The organism is uncultured Streptococcus sp. (genome assembly GCF_963521255.1).
GTDB lineage: Bacteria > Bacillota > Bacilli > Lactobacillales > Streptococcaceae > Streptococcus.
In genome coordinates this window covers 120,584-135,701 of sequence record NZ_CAUQTU010000004.1, presented here as the reverse complement: position 1 = coordinate 135,701, position 15,118 = coordinate 120,584, and the positions used below count along the sequence as shown (strand labels likewise).

The 15,118-nt window shown below is 39.0% G+C and carries 17 protein-coding genes and 3 pseudogenes; 8 read left to right on the top strand and 12 right to left on the bottom strand.

The window, feature by feature from the left end; translation table 11 throughout:
- Positions 1-384: 384 nt before the first annotated feature.
- The 5 genes from RWP09_RS04660 to cdaA form a co-directional block, all read right to left on the bottom strand.
- Complete coding sequence (locus RWP09_RS04660; RefSeq protein WP_125420828.1) at positions 385-1,233, bottom strand: DegV family protein; 849 nt, start codon at positions 1,231-1,233, stop codon at positions 385-387.
- A 1-nt stretch (position 1,234) separates the two neighbouring features.
- The gene (locus RWP09_RS04655; protein ID WP_314434510.1) at positions 1,235-1,609 is read right to left on the bottom strand and encodes a DUF1149 family protein; all 375 of its coding nucleotides are present in this window, start codon (positions 1,607-1,609) and stop codon (positions 1,235-1,237) included.
- A 73-nt stretch (positions 1,610-1,682) separates the two neighbouring features.
- On the bottom strand, positions 1,683-3,035 hold the full coding sequence (glmM, locus tag RWP09_RS04650; RefSeq protein ID WP_314434508.1) for a phosphoglucosamine mutase: 1,353 nt from the start codon (positions 3,033-3,035) through the stop codon (positions 1,683-1,685).
- Positions 3,036-3,059: 24 nt separating this feature from the next.
- Positions 3,060-3,839: a CdaR family protein gene (locus RWP09_RS04645; protein ID WP_314434506.1), complete on the bottom strand. Its 780-nt coding sequence runs from the start codon at positions 3,837-3,839 to the stop codon at positions 3,060-3,062.
- The gene (gene cdaA / locus RWP09_RS04640) at positions 3,826-4,683 is read right to left on the bottom strand and encodes a diadenylate cyclase CdaA (RefSeq protein ID WP_314434504.1); all 858 of its coding nucleotides are present in this window, start codon (positions 4,681-4,683) and stop codon (positions 3,826-3,828) included. The genes RWP09_RS04645 and cdaA overlap by 14 nt, the downstream gene beginning before the upstream one ends.
- Positions 4,684-4,820: 137 nt before the next feature.
- Here cdaA and RWP09_RS04635 point away from each other — a divergent pair, with 137 nt between their 5' ends.
- Entirely contained in the window at positions 4,821-5,789 is a 969-nt protein-coding gene (locus RWP09_RS04635) for an NAD(P)/FAD-dependent oxidoreductase (protein ID WP_314434503.1), read from the top strand.
- A gap of 30 nt (positions 5,790-5,819) precedes the next feature.
- Here RWP09_RS04635 and RWP09_RS04630 read toward each other — a convergent pair.
- A pseudogene (locus tag RWP09_RS04630) lies at positions 5,820-5,977 on the bottom strand (helix-turn-helix transcriptional regulator).
- A gap of 73 nt (positions 5,978-6,050) precedes the next feature.
- Between RWP09_RS04630 and RWP09_RS04625 the strand changes: the two are divergent.
- Complete coding sequence (locus RWP09_RS04625) at positions 6,051-6,527, top strand: hypothetical protein (RefSeq protein ID WP_314434501.1); 477 nt, start codon at positions 6,051-6,053, stop codon at positions 6,525-6,527.
- A gap of 56 nt (positions 6,528-6,583) precedes the next feature.
- Here the strand turns inward: RWP09_RS04625 and RWP09_RS04620 are convergent, their stop codons facing one another.
- Both RWP09_RS04620 and RWP09_RS04615 read right to left on the bottom strand, forming a co-directional pair.
- Positions 6,584-6,757 (bottom strand): hypothetical protein, encoded by a 174-nt coding sequence (locus RWP09_RS04620; protein WP_314434499.1) that lies wholly within the window; start codon positions 6,755-6,757, stop codon positions 6,584-6,586.
- Positions 6,758-6,768: 11 nt separating this feature from the next.
- Positions 6,769-6,909, bottom strand: a complete 141-nt coding sequence (locus RWP09_RS04615) for a helix-turn-helix transcriptional regulator (protein WP_314434544.1) — start codon at positions 6,907-6,909, stop codon at positions 6,769-6,771.
- Between the two features lie 192 nt (positions 6,910-7,101).
- Between RWP09_RS04615 and RWP09_RS04610 the strand changes: the two genes are divergently transcribed.
- Positions 7,102-7,317, top strand: coding sequence for a hypothetical protein (locus tag RWP09_RS04610; RefSeq protein ID WP_261042708.1), 216 nt, complete (start codon positions 7,102-7,104; stop codon positions 7,315-7,317).
- Between the two features lie 284 nt (positions 7,318-7,601).
- Here RWP09_RS04610 and RWP09_RS04605 read toward each other — a convergent pair whose 3' ends face one another.
- On the bottom strand, positions 7,602-7,739 hold the full coding sequence (locus RWP09_RS04605; RefSeq protein WP_314434496.1) for a hypothetical protein: 138 nt from the start codon (positions 7,737-7,739) through the stop codon (positions 7,602-7,604).
- A gap of 153 nt (positions 7,740-7,892) precedes the next feature.
- Here RWP09_RS04605 and RWP09_RS04600 point away from each other — a divergent pair, with 153 nt between their 5' ends.
- The 5 genes and pseudogenes from RWP09_RS04600 (at position 7,893) to RWP09_RS04580 (ending at position 12,238) form a co-directional block, all read left to right on the top strand.
- Complete coding sequence (locus tag RWP09_RS04600; protein ID WP_314434494.1) at positions 7,893-8,717, top strand: S24 family peptidase; 825 nt, start codon at positions 7,893-7,895, stop codon at positions 8,715-8,717.
- The gene (locus RWP09_RS04595) at positions 8,671-9,435 is read left to right on the top strand and encodes a type II toxin-antitoxin system PemK/MazF family toxin (RefSeq protein WP_314434492.1); all 765 of its coding nucleotides are present in this window, start codon (positions 8,671-8,673) and stop codon (positions 9,433-9,435) included. The genes RWP09_RS04600 and RWP09_RS04595 overlap by 47 nt, the downstream gene beginning before the upstream one ends.
- A gap of 114 nt (positions 9,436-9,549) precedes the next feature.
- A pseudogene (locus tag RWP09_RS09860) lies at positions 9,550-9,672 on the top strand (XRE family transcriptional regulator); the annotation flags it as partial.
- 171 nt (positions 9,673-9,843) lie between these two features.
- Positions 9,844-10,815 carry an Abi family protein gene (locus tag RWP09_RS04585; protein WP_314434489.1) on the top strand — a complete coding sequence of 324 codons (972 nt, stop codon included), beginning with the start codon at positions 9,844-9,846 and terminating at the stop codon, positions 10,813-10,815.
- Between the two features lie 295 nt (positions 10,816-11,110).
- Positions 11,111-12,238, top strand: a pseudogene (locus RWP09_RS04580) (tyrosine-type recombinase/integrase).
- A gap of 87 nt (positions 12,239-12,325) precedes the next feature.
- On the opposite strand, the gene whiA reads toward RWP09_RS04580, so the two are convergent.
- From whiA to rapZ, 3 genes are read right to left on the bottom strand one after another with little or no spacing between them, the layout of a single operon-like run.
- Positions 12,326-13,237 carry a DNA-binding protein WhiA gene (gene whiA, locus RWP09_RS04575; protein ID WP_314434486.1) on the bottom strand — a complete coding sequence of 304 codons (912 nt, stop codon included), beginning with the start codon at positions 13,235-13,237 and terminating at the stop codon, positions 12,326-12,328.
- Positions 13,234-14,211 carry a YvcK family protein gene (locus tag RWP09_RS04570; protein WP_314434484.1) on the bottom strand — a complete coding sequence of 326 codons (978 nt, stop codon included), beginning with the start codon at positions 14,209-14,211 and terminating at the stop codon, positions 13,234-13,236. The genes whiA and RWP09_RS04570 overlap by 4 nt, the downstream gene beginning before the upstream one ends.
- The gene (gene rapZ, locus RWP09_RS04565; protein ID WP_314434482.1) at positions 14,208-15,098 is read right to left on the bottom strand and encodes an RNase adapter RapZ; all 891 of its coding nucleotides are present in this window, start codon (positions 15,096-15,098) and stop codon (positions 14,208-14,210) included. Before rapZ ends, RWP09_RS04570 begins: the two co-directional genes overlap by 4 nt.
- Between the last annotated feature and the right edge of the window lie 20 nt (positions 15,099-15,118).

The following is a 15,118-nucleotide window of genomic DNA, read 5'->3' as shown; positions in this document are numbered from 1 at the left end:
ACTCCTGACTAAGATACAAAGGACGTTAGCTGCCCATGAAAAATAGGGAATGGCGCTGACTTTCCATGAAAGGCAAGACAGGCATCTTTTTTCAAAAGGCAGGTAGTCCGTGTTCAATTTCTATGATACAAAGCCTGTAGGAACACATAGTGAAAATAGGAGTTTTGATCAAGAAGTGTCTACTCCTTGGAAGAACTATCTTTTTCACACAGGGTTCCAGGCGTGTTCAATTATCAAGATACTAAGGACCTTAGCTGCCCATGAAAAATAGGGAATGACGCTGACTTTCCACGAAAGGCAAGACAGGCATCTTTTTTCAAGAAGCAGGTAGTCCGTGTTCAATTTCTATGATATAAGATTTCTTAACTAGCCTAGAAACGCCAACTAAATCACTGGAATATAACCCAGAGCAATACTTCCTGCTCCTAGGTGGGTTCCAATGACACTACCAAATGTAGCTAGTGAAATATCCGTACCCACTCCAGAATCTAGCAAGTGCTGACGCAATTCTTCAGCCTTTTCAGGAGCATTTCCGTGAATGACAATGACACGGTATTGGCCTGAAGCTGTGGTTTCCTTAATGATTTCAATCAAGCGCTTGGTTGCTTTCTTTTCCGTACGAACTTTTTCGTACACTTCAATCACACCTTGGTCATTGAAATAGAGGATTGGCTTAATGCTTAGCAGATTGCCCAAAATAGCAGCACCATTTGAAAGACGTCCACCTTTTACCAAATGATCCAGGTCATCTACCATGATAAAAGCTGACGTACGGCTGATTTGAATAGCTAGCTTATCCTGAATGATAGCAAAATCATCTCCCTGATCTCGCCAGTTAAAGACGCTTTCAACCATGATACCCAGAGGAGCGCTTGTAATCAAGGTGTCTGGAAAAGCAATGGTTAATCCCTCATAGTCATCGACCATATACTGGATATTTTGGTAAAAACCTGAAATTCCAGAAGATAGGAAAAGCCCCAAGGCATGTGTATAGCCTTGTTCTTTGAGCGAAGTTAGAATCTCATCTAACTTGGCAATACTTGGTTGACTGGTCTTAGGTAATTCAGAAGCCTGAGCCATTTTTTGGTAAAATTCTTCAGCAGTCAGATTGATACCTTCAACATATTCCTCACCATCAATATTGACAGGAATATCCAAGACAAATAAATCTTCTCTTTGCAAGGTCTCTGCACTGAGATAAGCAGAGGAATCTGTGATAACAGCTAGTTTCATATTAGAACTCCAAATTGATTCCTGGTAAGTCTAATGCAATTTCAGTTACTTCGTAAGTCAAACGGTTGAGCATGTTCAAACTTGGACGAGCCAAAGTTTCCACTTCTTCTTGGCTCAATTCACTTGGTTCGTTAACAATACGACCATCGATATGGTTCACCTGTGAAATGGTTCCACTGATGACAAATTTATCAAATACAATCATAAAACTCAAGACAACAATCAAAGAAGTCACTTGATTTTCTTGGTCATGTTGAATCAATTGGAAGTTCACATCCACCTTAGTTTCAGGAGCTCCATTTTCATTTTCCCATTCAAAATTACGCGCATCAAAATGATACTGACTAACAAATTCTTGTTCACGTTTAAGATTCATGTCTTTCTCCCTCGGCTACAATATTATAAGCTATTGTACCATAATTTTTTATTTTCATCTAGTTTTCTAGGATTTAGTCAATCCCAATTTCAGTTCGAACCACATCTGCGATGGTATCAACATAGTAGTCCACTTCTTCTGTTGTAGGCGCTTCTGCCATAACACGCAAGAGGGGTTCTGTTCCACTTGGACGAACAAGGATACGGCCATTCCCTGCCATTTCTTCTTCCATCTTCTCGATGATCGCCTTGATAGCTGGCACTTCCATAGCCTTTTCCTTCATGGTATTTTCCACTCGGATATTGACTAGTTTTTGTGGATAGATGGTTACTTCTGCTGCCAACTCTGACAAACTCTTACCAGTTTCCTTCATGATTTTTGTCAATTGTACGGCAGATAATTGACCATCACCTGTTGTATTGTAATCCATCAAGATGACGTGACCAGACTGTTCACCACCAAGATTGTAGCCTGATTTTCGCATTTCTTCAACAACATAGCGATCACCAACTGCAGTGACTGCCTTGTTAATGCCTTCGCGGTCCAAGGCCTTGTGGAAACCAAGGTTGGACATCACAGTCGTCACAATTGTATTTTGGGCCAATTGTCCTTTTTCAGAAAGGTATTTCCCGATGATGTACATAATCTTGTCACCATCGACGATATCCCCATTTTCATCAACAGCAATCAAACGGTCACTGTCTCCATCAAAGGCCAAACCGATAGCTGATCCGCTTTCTTTGACCACTTCTTGAAGGGTTTCTGGGTGGGTTGAACCAACATTAAGGTTGATATTAAGACCATCTGGTGTTTCCCCGATAACAGTCAATTGAGCGCCAAGGTCTACAAAGATTTGACGGGCACTGGTAGAAGCTGCACCATTGGCTGTATCCAAGGCAACCTTCATTCCTTCAAGAGGAGTTCCAGTTGAAACAAGGTAGCCCTCATACTTACGCAAGCCTTCTGGATAATCAACCAAAGTTCCCAAGCCTTCAGCACTTGGACGAGGAAGAGTGTCTTCCGCAGCATCTAGCAAGGCTTCAATTTCTGCTTCTTTTTCGTCATCTAGTTTGAAGCCATCACCGCCAAAGAACTTAATTCCATTATCAAGGGCTGGGTTGTGGCTAGCAGAAATCATGACACCTGCACTGGCTCCCTCAGTTTTAACCAAGTAAGCCACTGCTGGTGTTGCCAGAACGCCTAGTTTATAAACGTGAATTCCCACGGACAGTAGACCTGCCACCAAGGCTGATTCTAGCATTTCCCCAGAAATACGTGTGTCACGTCCCACAAAGACTTTCGGTGCTTCCGTTTCATGTTGACTGAGAACATAGCCTCCAAAACGTCCTAGTTTAAAGGCCAATTCTGGCGTTAATTCTACGTTAGCTTCTCCACGGACTCCATCAGTCCCAAAATATTTACCCATTTTTATAAAATCCTTTTTCTATTTTTAATTCGTTTTTGAACTAGTTGCTTTCGTTGACGAAGATGTCTCCGACGAACTGCTTGTTGTTGAATTTGATGTGCTTGAACTTGGTGTTACTGGTTTTGTAGTCACCTTCATTGTTGTGTCAAACGGAGTAATCACCGCTGGTAAGACAACACCATTGCGGTCGATTGCCTGCAAAGGTACTGAACCACTGTAATTACCTGTTATGCGTTCGCTGGTTGGTAAAAGCGCAATAACTTTGTCAATCTTAGCTAATGTTTCTTGGTCAGTTGTGACAGAAACTCGTTCATTTGACACGGTTACACTATCAATTTGTATCTTGGAATCAATCTGGCTTTGGTCAACTTGTGGCACAACAAGCATCCCATCTCTTTTAACCTTCTTCCCAACTTTCACTGTGATCTTTTGAGGCGTTGCCACAGCGGTCAATCCACTTGGAAGATTTTCAATATTCAAGGGAACTTCAATCGTTCCAACACTGGCATCCGTCAAATCCGCTGTAACCTTAAACTTACGAGTACTTTCCTGCATTTCGCTGGCCAAGGTCACACGATTGGCACCTGTCAGTACAACTGAAACTTCTGAAGCAAAACCACTAATAAAGTATTGACTATTATCATAATGAATATCGATAGGAACATTCGTTATCGTATTGGTGTAAGTTTCCGATTTGACCTGCCTTACAGTATTGTTATTTTGAAAATTAGTCGATGTTGCATAGATGAATAAGACACAAGCAAAAAAGAGAGATGAGATAATATATAAGCTATTTTTTCTCATTTTTCCAACCTCCTAGCAAACGGTCCCTGAAACTAACTTTTTCCTCAAGGGGTGGCAAAAGAATTCTTCTTAGCTCTGCTTCAAATTCCTCAAGAGTCAAGGCATGCTTGAAGACTCCATTGTAGGTAATAGAAATACCACCTGTTTCCTCTGAGACGATAAAGGTCAAGGCATCGGACACTTCTGATAAACCGATAGCCGCCCTGTGTCTGGTCCCAAATTCCTTGGAAATTCCTGTGCTTTCTGTTAAAGGCAGATAGGCAGAAGTCACCGCAATTCGATTTTCTCTGATAATCACAGCACCATCATGTAGAGGAGTGTTGGGAATAAAAATATTGATGAGGAGTTCAGCCGAAATATGGGCATCCAAGGGAATCCCTGTCGCAATGTATTCTTGCAAGGTGCGAACTCGTTGGATGGCAACCAGAGCACCAATCTTACGAGGACTCATATACTCAACCGACTTGATAAAGGCACGAATCATTTGCTCCTCTGCACTAATTTGAGTAGTAGAAAAGAAGTCTGTCGCCCTTCCCAAACGTTCCAAACCAGTCCGAATCTCTGGAGAGAAGATAACAACCGCAGCAATGACCCCATAGGTGATAATCTGATTAATCAACCAAGAAATCGTTGTCAACCCAAGGATATTGGCCACAACCTGAGCTAATACAAAAATCAAGACCCCTCGCACCAAAATCATAATCTTGGTGCCAGCTATCGCTTTTGTAAAACGATATAAAATATAGGCAACAATCAAAATATCAAACACATTGATGGCAATACTCCAAGGACTAGAAAACAAGCTAGTCCAATATTGCAGGTTGGATAATTGTTGAAAGTTCATCTGCTGTCTCCTCTCTGCCCAAACACGTTCCTTTCTATTATACCATTTTTCTGGCATTTTTTTCCCTATCCTACTTCATTTTAAATTAAGGAAAAATATGATAAAATAAACTGACTATAAAAAACAAAGGAGAAACCATGTCTCAACTATATGATATTACCATTGTAGGTGGTGGTCCAGTCGGTCTTTTTGCGGCCTTTTACGCCCACCTACGCCAAGCTAATGTCCAAATCATCGACTCTCTTCCCCAACTAGGTGGACAACCTGCTATTCTCTATCCTGAAAAGGAAATCCTAGACGTCCCAGGATTTCCAAACCTGACTGGAGAAGAGTTGACTAATCGCTTGATTGAACAGCTAAACAGCTTTGATACCCCTATTCATCTCAATGAAACGGTTCTTGAGATTGAAAAACAAGAAGAAAGCTTTGTCATTACAACTTCTAAAGGAAGTCACCTGACTAAAACAGTTATCATCGCTATGGGTGGCGGTGCCTTCAAACCACGTCCGCTGGAACTAGAAGGCGTTGAAGACTATGAAAATATCCACTACCACGTTTCCAACATCCAGCAATACGCTGGCAAGAAAGTGACGATTCTTGGTGGAGGAGACTCAGCTGTGGATTGGGCTTTGGCTTTTGAAAAAATCGCACCAACTACCCTTGTTCACCGCAGAGATAATTTCCGCGCCTTGGAGCACAGTGTTCAAGCCTTGCAAGAATCATCTGTATCCATCAAGACACCATTCGTTCCTAGTCAACTCCTTGGAGATGGAAAAACGCTTGACAAGTTGGAAATCACAAAAGTTAAATCTGATGAAACCGAAACGATTGACCTAGACCACCTCTTTGTCAACTATGGTTTCAAATCTTCTGTCGGTAACCTTAAAAACTGGGGTCTGGACCTCAACCGTCACAAGATTATCGTCAACAGCAAACAGGAATCCAGCCAAGCAGGTATCTATGCTATCGGTGACTGTTGCTACTATGACGGAAAAATTGACTTGATTGCGACAGGGCTTGGAGAAGCACCAACCGCTGTTAACAACGCCATCAATTACATCGACCCTGAACAAAAAGTACAACCAAAACACTCAACCAGTTTATAAAAAAAACCACGAGTCCTACGATTCGTGGTTTTATCGTTCATTAGCGATTTGATACGCTTTTGAAACACTTGGCTCTGTTATTCCACGTTCCCAATGCCCCCATGTATCAACCGAAACATTTACATCTGCTGCATCACTTTGTCCCAATTTTTGAGTGTTCTTAGTGTTTTTAAAGTCATTTTTTGCACATTCCTACCTCCTTGTGTTAATAGTTGGCCTCTATTTTTGTGGCATAATGAAATCAAAAACGAGGTAATTCTTATGTTTAGTTTGATTGATATTTTGAATGTTTCTGCTGCATGGATTGGTGCTATAACAGGTGTCACAGGTCTGTTTTACTCAATTTTTATAAATAGAGCTCGATTATTGATAACAGATGCCTATGCAATGGAAGTGGCAGATGAAGCTCCTTACAAATATTCTTTTGATATTGTTAACCCAAGCAACAGCACATACACAATCAAAAGCATTCAACTATTCGATGATGACGGAAAGGAAATAAAAGATAATAACTTTGATCCATACGAAACACTCCCTCTTCACAAGTATGTTTTGAGAAAAGATGATTTACATTCCTATCCCTTCGAAGTTGATGAAATTATTTTCCCTCATAGCAGTATTACTTATTCTTATTACTTAGATAGTTTACCGTGTAAAATCAAGGTCAAGACTAGTAAGAGAATTCGTTTCATTTTCAAACACAAATCATTCCATCCTGTCTTTTATAAAGCAAAATAGATTTATTAAAGCACAAACTACATTTACGATTGTTACTATGATTAGTCCTAGTTCGTTCATCGTATTTTCCTTTCTAGCCTTTTAGAAACGATTTCTACATCTATGTCGTCCAGTTTCAACTGGTCGGCTTTTTGGTTTAAATAAACTTCCACGGTTTGGTTAATTTCAAACCATTCTCGTTTTGTAAATTGGCTTCTGAATTTTAGAAATTCGTTTAGTTTTTCTTTCATTTCCTACCTCCTTATCTGAATTCATCCATGCTGACTTCCAGTGCATCAGCGATTTTACACATATTCGTCCACGACATCTCTTTCATCCTTCCAGCCTTTAGGTTAGAAAAATTAGATGGATGGACATTTGATTCTTTGACCAATCTGTACATCGACCAGCCTTTTATTTTTAATTGTTTTTCAATTTTATCCCACATCAGAAATACCATATGTTGTATTTTTCAAGCGCATTCAATCCTTTCTTATACAATATGTTGACAAATAAAAATGTTTGAATTATAATATATCTTGACTAAGACCTCTCACGTTTTAGTCAAAAGAATCAATAGAAAGGAGAAAATTATATGCCAATTTACGTTTGTAATAAAAATGCAGATGAGAACGGACGTCATGAAGTTCATGCTACTACCTGCTCTTATTTACCACAAATAGAAAATCGGATTGAAATTGGCTGGAAATCAGATTGCCAAGAAGCCATCCAACAAATGTATGAATGGAACCCTACAGGTTTCCGTTTTGATGGCTGTTTTTGGTGCTGTTTTTCTTGTCACACAGGATAGCACTTTGTGCATGATATGACTCTATTAACTGCTCCGTCATTATCTCAATGACCTTATTCAACCTAGTCACTTCACGTTTAAGGGCTAGGTTTTCTGTTTTTTCAAGTTCGTTCATCTTCCTACTCCTTATCTTTTTTATCACATCGGTACTTCACTATCTGACGGATAGTAAAAGACACAATCACAAATCCTGCTAGGATTATCAATCCAGTTTCTTCACTCATTGCTTTTCACGGCAAATGATGGTACACTATCAAGTAGAGGTTGGGGCATCGCCCCTTTCTCTACTTTTTGTTTTGAAGCTTACGTTTGTGTTCTAATATTTGTTGGTGCCACAAACGTGCTTCTCTGGTTAAGCCTAGTACCAAAATGACGGTTGCAGTGTCCTTGGTTGCTAGGCTTTTCATGATGTGTTCCATCATTTGCCTTACCTCCTTTTCCTTAAGCTTGATTATATTATAATGCGGTTAAACCGCAATGCCAAGTGTTTTTGCGTTTTTTCCGCAATTTTTTTATTTTATTCTTTACTTTTTTGCGTTTTTGCCGTAAAATATACTATGTAAGGAGGGGCGGAAATGAAAGTCGAAAACAAAGAAATTTTTGCCAATAATCTAAGTTTTTACATGGAGCAAAAAGGAGTAGACAGAAATACATTATGTGCAGACTTGGATTTGAAATACACTACAGTTCGCGACTGGCTAAAAGGAATAACTTATCCTCGGATTGGTAAAATTGAACTTTTAGCAAACTATTTTAATATAAATAAATCTGACCTTATCGAAAACAAAATCTCTACTGCTCAACCGTCAGACTCCCTTTTAGAAGAAATCACAAACACAGCTCGAAAATTAAACACTGACAATAAAAAAATTGTGCTACGAATGTCTGAGGATCTTCTGAAAGAGCAAAAAAACGAAGAAGAAACGAATATAAACGAAGTATCAGAAAATATTATCAGTCTGGACGACTACAGAAAGACTACTTACCGCCGTGTTACTGGAGTTGTCTCTGCAGGTAGTGGTTCGATACAGGACGACGATTTAGATATGGAGGTTTCATTCTATGAGGATGAAATCCCAGACGACTACGACGCTATCGCTTATGTCGTCGGCAACTCTATGGAACCAAAGATAAAAAATGGCGACTACCTATTTATCAAGAATACCCCACAGATTGACTATAACACAATCGGTATCTTCCAAGTAGACGGCGCTAACTATGTTAAGAAACTGCGTCAGGGATATCTTGAAAGCTTGAATCCAGATTATGAAGATATACATCTAGATGAAATCAACGATATCCGCATTATTGGAGAAGTCGTAAGCATTTATAGAAATAAAAAAAGGAGGGTAAATGACAATACAAAACAAACAGATTTTAAAGGCTTTAAAAAACTTTGAAAAAGTTCATTCTACATTTCCAAAAAATAATAAATTCCGCTTTTTGCCTAATTGGCTAGAAAAAGAATCTAATCTATTCTTGTCAGAAACACAAAATACGAGCAAGAGTTACAATGTTCTAAAGCGTGGTTCTTTAATCTTTGTAGATTTTGGAATTAACATCGGATCTGAATTATCAAATAGACACTGGGCTGTAGTCTTGAATAAAAATGATTCCCCAAAATCAAGAAATTTGACTGTACTTCCAATTAGTTCAAAAGAGAAAAAGTTTTCCGTTAAGATTGATGAAGTTATTGAAAGTAAATCAACCCCCTTTCTAATCTCTATTTTCGCAAAACTCGATTTTGACTATTTTTCAATAATTCACTATATATTGACTGAGATACCCCCCTTTGATTTAGGGGAATCAGAAGATAGATATAAAGAGTTATTAGATGAATACAAAGATTTCTACAACCCTGAAAAAGCCAAAGAAATGTTTAACGATGGTACAGGGATGGAAGTTTTATCAGCTGCAATAAAAAAGTTAAAAAATCTATTTAACCATTATGAAAAATTCAATAAAGTTTCCTACGCTAAATGTGACCAGATAAAAACGATTAGTAAAGACAGAATCATTTACATAAACGAATTGGATCCTTGCGGAAAATTTAAAGTAAACAATGACACCCTGGATAGAATTGATACAAAATTAAAAGAACTTTACCTAAAAGATTGACAGCTATTAGAATTTAATCTATAATTAAGTTACTTAGAGGTTTACCCTCATATTTTTAAACTTTGAGCCTTTGCGCTCCAGGGAAGTAACTTAATTGTTACTTCCCTTTTTTTGAACGTACGCTTACGCCTAGTGTCCCTCAATGACAAGTACGAAGACATCATCCTAGACTTCCCGCCAGCCGAAGACACACACATCAAGATTTATGCAGTTGTCGGGGTGTATAGAGGGGGATAAAACCAAATTTAACAAAATACTTTAAAAAAATGAGACTTTTCCCTTGAAAAATAGATTATTTTAGTTTATACTAGATTTAATCTTAATGAACGGGTGCCGTCGTGCCCAATCTTATGAAAGTCTCATACAGCTACGTATGGGACTTTTTTACTATTTGGAGAACTTAAATATATGACAAAACCTTTCAAAACTATTGATGAACAACTGGAAATATTAAAAGATAGGAACCTAGTTATAGATGATGAATTATTAGCTAGACAATCCCTATCTTTCTATGGATACTATGAAATTGTCAATGGCTATAAACAATTTTTATTAAATACACAAGCCGAAACTGAACGTTTTAATGATGGGGAAACATTCTCACATCTACTCTCTCTGTATCAGTTAGATAAAGAATTTAGAAACGGCATAATGGAAGCAACGCTTGAAATTGAACTTGTATTGCGCACAGCCATTGCTTATGTCATTGCAGAACAATTTGGAGAATTGCAATCTGATTATCTAAAACCAAAAAATTATATGCGTGGAAAAAAACGAGAAGGTTCAACACGCTATCCCTTGTATCAGTTATTTGATAAATTCGATAAAATCATAAATGATGATTTAGAACCCTACAAACATTATCGGGATTGCCACGGAAATATTCCTCCATGGATCTTATTAAAAGGGACAACATTTGGAAATCTAGTAACTTTCTATAAACTACTAAAACCAGCAGAAAAGACAAGTGTCATATCAATATGCTTCGGTTTAGAATCACGTTTTATAACCGAATCTGTAAAAAATATGTTTTCCCAATCGCTCAATTTGATTCACAGCTATAGAAACAGAGCAGCACACAGTGGACGGATATTTAGTTATAAATCTAAAAAAAGCATGGAATATAACGAAATATTCCATGAGTTTATGGGAGTTTCATCATCCGATTATAACAATGGAAAAGGAAAAACAGGTCTGTATACACTAATGGCTGCTTTAGGTTTATTTAAAAACAGCCGTGCTAACTTCTTGCTAGAATTTTCTATATATTACAACTCCAAGAAACATTGCGAGATTTATCCAAACGACTTACTTTTACTCTGCTATGAAACTGAAATTGAATTAGATATTTTTGAAAAAAATATAGCTAAGTACGAATAAAAAGCAGCTACTTACAAAACGAAAATAACTGCTTGACAGAAATTAAAAAAAGAAATACACTAAGAATGTAAAAAAGCCTTGTTCGTCAAGGATAAACTTGTCTGGTGTACTTCTAAGAGGTACACCTTATTTTATTATCTGACGAGATAGCAACTATCTCCATTTTGGAAACAACTCAAAAAATCCCCACACTCTCCATCGCCAAACTTTGAGTGTGAAGATAATCTGGATAGTAAAAGGCATTAAAAAGCCCTCTTTACTATACCCATTTTAACCAAAAAGTGAGGTAAACGCAATGTGGATGGAAGAATTACCAAACGGCAAATATAAATTTTTTGAGAGATATAAAGATCCATATACTGAGAAATTAAAAAAAGTTTCAGTAACCATGGAGAAGAAAACTCCACAAGCAAGAAATCAAGCCGCTATCTTGTTGCAAGAGAAGATAAATAAAAAACTCAGCACAAAACAAGTAGAAAGCATTACATTTGAAGAAATCTATAACCTTTTCTATAAATCATGGGCGCAAACAGTAAAGGAATCAACAAAACATAATTGTAAATCAGTTGATAAGAAGATGAAGGAAGTCATACCATCCGATACCATACTTGCTAATCTTGACAGGCGTTTTCTTCAAGAGGCTATTGAAAAAATTATTGAAAGCAACGGATATATTACAGCTAAAAAAGTACGGCATAGGCTCAGAGGTATCTTTAATTACGCTGTTCAATACTCTTACATTGAAAACAACGAGGTCGATTATACTACGATTCCTTAAAAACCAAAGACTTTAGAAGAACTGGAAAAAAAGCGTAACAACTTTCTCACCATGCAAGAAATAAAAGCACTTATCGATGTCCTTAATCGTCGAGAATATCACCAAAAGTACGCTGATATGGTTCTTGTGCTGGCATTAACTGGTATGAGATATGGTGAGTTAACTGCCTTACAACTGAAGAATATAGACTTCGAAAACAACAAAATTGAGATCACAGGTAATTTTGATTCAGTAAACAAAATCAAGACGCTACCAAAGACTACAAATTCAATACGGACAATCAAAGTATCAGAGAGTGTCATAGAAGCCATTCAAAGACAAATAGTACGACTTAGCGAACGTTTCCAGCCATTGTCAAGCGATGATTATATTTTCTGTTTTGAAAAATGGAATCAACCTACAACAATAGCTTGCTTCATACAGATATTAAAAAAATATGGAAAACAGGCTAAAATAGAAAAAAACTTATCTAGCCATATTTTTAGGCATTCTCATATTTCGTTTTTAGCAGAGTCTGGCCTTCCAATAAAATCAATAATGAATCGAGTTGGACACTCAAATGCAAAAATGACTTTGGAAATCTATTCTCATACTACTGAGGATATGGAGGATAAACTGGTCAGTAAATTAGATACTATTTTTTAATTCTGCCCCTTGGTTGCCCCTTTTCGATTTCACAACACAACAAAACCCCTTGAAGATATTGATAATTCAAGGGGTTGCTTTATATCGTTATAATTCTTCCGCTATCTTGTTTATTTTTCTGAGTCTGTGGTTGACACCACTTTTGGTCAGAGGGGTGCTGAGGCTATCTGCCAACTGCTGGATAGAGTAGTCTGGGTGTTGAATCCTCAGTTGCGCCACTTCCTGCAAATCTACTGGCAAATTCTCTAATCCCATGATATCTTTGATTTTGCTGATATTGTTGATAGTCTTCATACTGGCAGAAACTGTCCGAGCGATATTAGCCGTTTCAGCATTGTTGGCTCGATTGAGGTCATTACGGGTTTCTCGTAAAATCTTAACCCTCTCAAAATCATCACGCGCCTGCATGGCTCCGATGATAATCAAGAAGTCCATAATATCTTCAGCACGCTGGAGATAGGTTACAGCCCCCTTCTTACGCTCAAACACCTTGGCATCCAGTAAAAACTGCTGGAGAAGTGAGGCAATCCCTTGCGCGTGGTCCAGATAAACAGAACTGATTTCCAACTGATACTTGCCTGACTCAGGGTCACGAATGCTTCCATTTGCCAAGAAAGCGCCACATAGATAAGCACGACCTGCTTCCTCGTCTGATAAAATCTCCTCGTCAATACCTGTTTCCAGACCAAAAAAGGAGTCTGCCAAGTGCAAATCACTCAACAAGTCCTGCACCTTTTCATCAGTAAAAACGGTGTAGACGCGATTCTTGCGAAGATTGCTCCTCTGGTGGTGACGAATTTCTGATTTGATTTCGTAGAAATGGAGAAAGGACTCATAGAGGTGACGAGCCAATTTAGCATTTTCTGTCACGACAGACAAGGTCAGGCCCGAGGTCGAGAGACCGATGCTGCCAGACATCTTGATAATGGCAGACAATTCATGCCGGCTCAGATGGTGCTGACCTAGGATTTCTTCTTTTACTGCTACTGTGAAACTCATTTTCTTACCTGTATAATCCGCATCAACTCGTCCACAATCAAATCCCCATCGTGGAAGGCACCCCCATTTTCCAGACGAAGGAAGTTAGATGAAATCACGCGCGGAACTTGCTTACAAAGACCTACAAAATCATGTTCCACCTGCACCAAGTATTCATCAAAGCGGTTGGAATTCATGTATTCCTGAGGCACTTTTTCGATATTCACCAAGACAGTATCGATAAAAGGTCGGCCAAGGTGACGATGCAAGACTTCCACGTGGTCACTATCTGTAAAGTGTTCTGTCTCCCCACGTTGGGTCATGATATTGCAGACATAGGCGATTTCTGCCTTGGTTTCCAAAAGCGCCTGCCCGATTTCCTTAATCACGATATTGGGTAAAATCGAGGTAAAGAGGGAACCAGGCCCGAGGACAATCATGTCACTTTCAAGAATGGTCTGCACTACTCGACGGCTAGCAAGAGGCGTATCATCGTTGAGGGTATTGGTCACATAGACATGTTCAATCATGCCTGGATGGTCTGCAATATGGCTCTCTCCAGCTACTTCTGTCCCATCCTGAAAGACTGCGTGCAGGGTCAAAGGATGGTCACTGGAAGGATAAATCTTCCCTGTTGTATGGAAAAATTTGCTCAATAACTGCATGGCATTATAGGTCGAACCCTGCATTTCTGACAGACCAGCGATAATGAGATTTCCCAATGGATGGCCAGCAAAGGCTCCTGCATCTTCAGAAAAGCGATACTGAAAGACTTTCTCATAAAACTTAGGCATATCCGACATGGCCACAAGGACATTGCGAAGATCACCTGGCGGTGTCAATTGTTGCATATTTTTTCGGAGTTCACCTGAAGAACCACCATCATCTGCCACCGTTACGATAGCTGCGATTTCCACATCTTTTTCCCGCAGACTCTTAAGAATGACAGGGATCCCAGTCCCTCCACCAATCACCGTTATCTTTGGTTTTCTCATGAACGGTTTACCGTTTCCTTTCTTCGGTCTTTATCACGATGCCCTTCATTAACAGGCCAAGTCTTGGATAAGTCCTGCGCCAAGCGTTTAGCAAAGGCCACACTACGGTGTTGTCCACCCGTACAGCCCATGGCAATAGTCAAAACAGACTTCCCTTCCTTTTGGTAACTTGGCAAAATCGGCTCAATCAAGGCCAACAAATGTTGATAGAAATCTTCTGACTCAGGATGATTCATGACATAGTCATAAACTGGTTCATCCACACCCGTTTGGTTTCTCAGTTCTGGTTGGTAGTAGGGATTTGGTAAAAAACGGACATCAAAGACCAAGTCCGCATCAATCGGGATTCCATATTTAAAGCCAAAAGACATGACTTCGATACGGAAAGACTGGGCTTGTTCTTGATCTGAAAACTGCTCTGCAATGGTTTTACGTAGCTCACGTGGAGTGAGTTCTGTCGTATCCACCACATTTTGACTCATATTTTTCAAAGGCGCCAAGAGTTCACGTTCCAGCTTGATTCCATCCAAAATCCGTCCATCTGCTGCTAATGGGTGACTCCGTCTGGTTTCCTTGTAACGAGCAACCAATTCCTTATCAGCTGCATCCAAAAAGAGAATTTTAAAGTCCAGTTCTTCCTTGTTTTCCAACTCATCCAAAACAGCTTGAATCTCCGAGAAGAAAGAACGGCTACGCATATCTACTACCAAGGCCAACTTATGGTCGTCTTCCTTTGTTTCCACCAACTGCAAAAACTTAGGCAAGAGGGCTGGCGGCATATTATCAATAGTAAAATAACCCAAATCTTCGAAGGACTGAATGGCAACTGTTTTCCCTGCCCCACTCATCCCTGTCACAATCACCAAGTGAAGTTGTTTCTTTGTCATCTTTTTCTCCTTATATCAAA